Source organism: Idiomarina sp. UBA4206 (genome assembly GCF_002383015.1).
Taxonomy (GTDB): Bacteria; Pseudomonadota; Gammaproteobacteria; order Enterobacterales; family Alteromonadaceae; genus Idiomarina; species Idiomarina abyssalis.
The window spans coordinates 585-3,578 of the sequence record NZ_DFTS01000041.1 but is presented as its reverse complement, the minus strand read 5'-3'; the positions used below and the strand labels follow the sequence as shown (position 1 = coordinate 3,578).

General features: G+C 50.4%; 2 protein-coding genes. Both read left to right on the top strand.

Annotated elements, in window-relative coordinates; all coding sequences use genetic code 11:
• The coding region (locus B3180_RS08670; RefSeq protein WP_286844047.1) for a hypothetical protein at window positions 1–1,934 on the top strand (1,934 nt) is incomplete at its 5' end.
• Between the two features lie 153 nt (window positions 1,935–2,087).
• Window positions 2,088–2,994, top strand: a 907-nt coding sequence (locus B3180_RS08665) for a PDC sensor domain-containing protein (RefSeq protein ID WP_286844045.1), incomplete at its 3' end; no start/stop codon positions are given.

Here is a 2,994-nt window from a genome sequence, read left to right as displayed (position 1 = left end):
GTGTCGGGGTGGTTGGCCCAGCTAACTATGATGTGGTGGTGGTGTCGCAGGATGGCGGAACAAATAATGTGATCCGTATTCGCCCAACCAAACCGCTTAAGTCCAAAACCAAATATCTGGTGTTTATCACTGATGATGTGAAAAATGCCAGTGGCGCCAGCCTGACCCGCTCCTGGAGCTACAACTCCCTGCGCGATCCTAACTACCAAACACTTAGCTCGCTGTTACCTGTGCGCTCAGCCATTGTCGGGTGGGAGACACTCGCCAGTGGATTTCTGGCGGCAGTGAGTGGCGGCCAGCTGACGGCTGCAACAGCGAAAGAAAAGTTAGTGTTGACCTATACCTTCACCACAACTGATCCAGTCACCGGCTTGGTTGCTATGGCATCACCCCGCGCGGCGGTTGCCAGCACTCAAATTGCGGCAGGGGCAGCACCTGCAACGGCGGTGGCAAATGCTGTGACTCTGGATTCAATCGGCCTTTTGTCCACGCCGAAAAAACGTGATCTGGGTGTGTCAGGGCTTACAGGTATCGATTTCAATACTTTTAGCCCTGCACTGGCTGCCAATGTCGGCAAGCTGTACACCGGCTATATCAAACTTCCTTACTACCAAACCGCAGCCACAGGGTTACCCTTTGGCGAATACCTGAAGCGCAATTGGAAGCCAGATCTCACGCTTGCGGGCGCCTTGGGGGTGACTGTGCCCGCTGATGTAGACGGCAGTTACAACGTCACTTATCGCTATCCCTTTGCGGCTAAAACGGGCGATGAATCTGTGCCTCTGCAAGTCACTATGCCACAGGATAATTGGGTGCCCGGTTATGCAGGAGCCGCTAACTGCGGTCAGATCTACGCAGCCACAGGCTATCCCACTGTCATCTACGTGCATGGTATTACCAGTGATCGCGCCTCAGTGTTGGCGTTGGGTCATACGCTGGCAAGCCAGTGTATAGCTACGGTCGCTATCGATTTGCCAGTACATGGTATTCCCGCTAACAGTGACTTGGTGAAAGTACTCAATGTAGAAAAAAGCCAATCGATACCTTTTGCCGCACTTTATGGCGCCAATGCGCCCCACGAGCGCCATTTCAATGTGGCGGTTGTTGGTGGTGCACCTGCACCCATGAACTTTACCGCTCCCGGGGTGGCGGATGGTTCAGGTGCGCAATTTATTAATCTCGGTTATCTGACTAATACGCGCGATAACAACCGTCAGGCGGTGATGGATTTGCTCAACCTCAATGCCAGCCTTGGCGGAGTGAATACCGAGATTCGCAAATCTGTTACTACTGGTTTAGATGTAAATCGTGTCTATGTAGTGGGTGTCTCACTGGGTGGCATTTTGGGCAGTGTGTTTACGACTGTTAACCAAATGGCAATCGCCAATGATGCGTTGGTTGGTCTGCCCTCCGGTCTCAACCCTATTCGCGGTTTGGTAACCAGTGCAGCAGGCACGCAAGTAGCGCAAATTCTGGTGAATTCTGCGACCTTTACACCGGTAATTAACGGTGGCTTGGCGGCCAGTGGCGTAAATGTCGGTACCAGTAATTATGAGCGGTTCCTCTATGCAGCACAAAGCGCGATGGACGCGGGCGATCCGGTGAACTATATGCAGACATTGGCGGCGCTGGGCGTGCCAACGCTGGTGCAACAGATCAATGGCGATGTAGTAATCCCCAATGGTGCGGCGAGTGCCCCATTAGCGGGAACCTCGGCTATGGCCTCTCTGCTGGGCGCAACACAATTGGGCTTGGGTTCTACCCAGTTGGGGCGCGGTTATGTCAAGCTCACTGCGGGCGGCCATGTTTCATTGTTGCGACCTGAGAATGGCGCTTTGAATGTGACTAGCGAGCTGCAAACCCAGGTAGTCACATTTATCTTAAATAGCGGCAAAGTGTCCGTAGGCGGGGGAGCGCCAGGCAATATCGAATAGCCTCCGAACATCATCAATCCGATTCAATCAAACCCCGGTTTTCCGGGGTTTTTTTATCGCTAGAGTTTTACGCGGTGATGGCGCAATAACTGCAGGTAAATTAAGGTAAACTTCCGACCAATTTGCAGGCCCGCTATGTTGATGAGTTGAATTATGACCCCACGCAATTATCTATATCTGCTTAAAAAGTACGACGAATATCAACCACAAATCGAACGTTTATTGGAGTCGATTGTGAGTTCACTATCACCCAATAAATTGGCAACGTCTCAAGAGCAACTAAACGAAGTCGTCAAACGGTTGCACAAATCCTATCCATTTGTGGAGTTGCTCTACTGTCTCGATGAAAACGGTGTGCAAACGACCGAGTCGGCAGCATCGCCTACGGTTCCTGACCCTAAGCGGCGTGAGCCGGGTTTTGGTTCGGATCGCAGCAATCGTATTTACTACAGGTCGGCGCGCGATAATAGCTCAAAGATTACGGTGACTCAGGCCTACCTTTCCAGTGCAACGCATCAACTGGCTATTTCTGCAGTGCAACGTTTTGTTGATGCTGAAAATACCACTCGCTATGTGGTGATTAATTTTAATTTGGAAAAGCTGATTACTTTTTTAAATGGCGATAGTTTGCGCAGGGTTGTGCATCCCGTGTTTCAAGTGATTTACGGCATCATCGGCATTATGTTGGTTGTGGTGTCCATGCTGTTGCTATATTCAGCTGGCCAATCGTTATATGAAATGATTCATGAGCATACCAATACCGCAACCCAAGCGTTCCAATCGGTCATTTTAGTTACCCTGGGCTTGGCGATTTTTGATTTGGGAAAAACAATTCTCGAAGAAGAAGTGTTGTTGCATAAAGATATACATCACGCAGGCTCCACGCGCCGCACTATTGCACGTTTTATGTCGGCGATTGTGATTGCGGTATCGATTGAATCCCTATTGTTGATGTTTAAATCCCTGCTCGGCGATGCTACTCATCTAAACTCCGCTGTGTTTATGCTGTTTGCTGCGGTGGCATTGTTGGTAGGCTTGGGTGCTTATTTAAAACTCACTC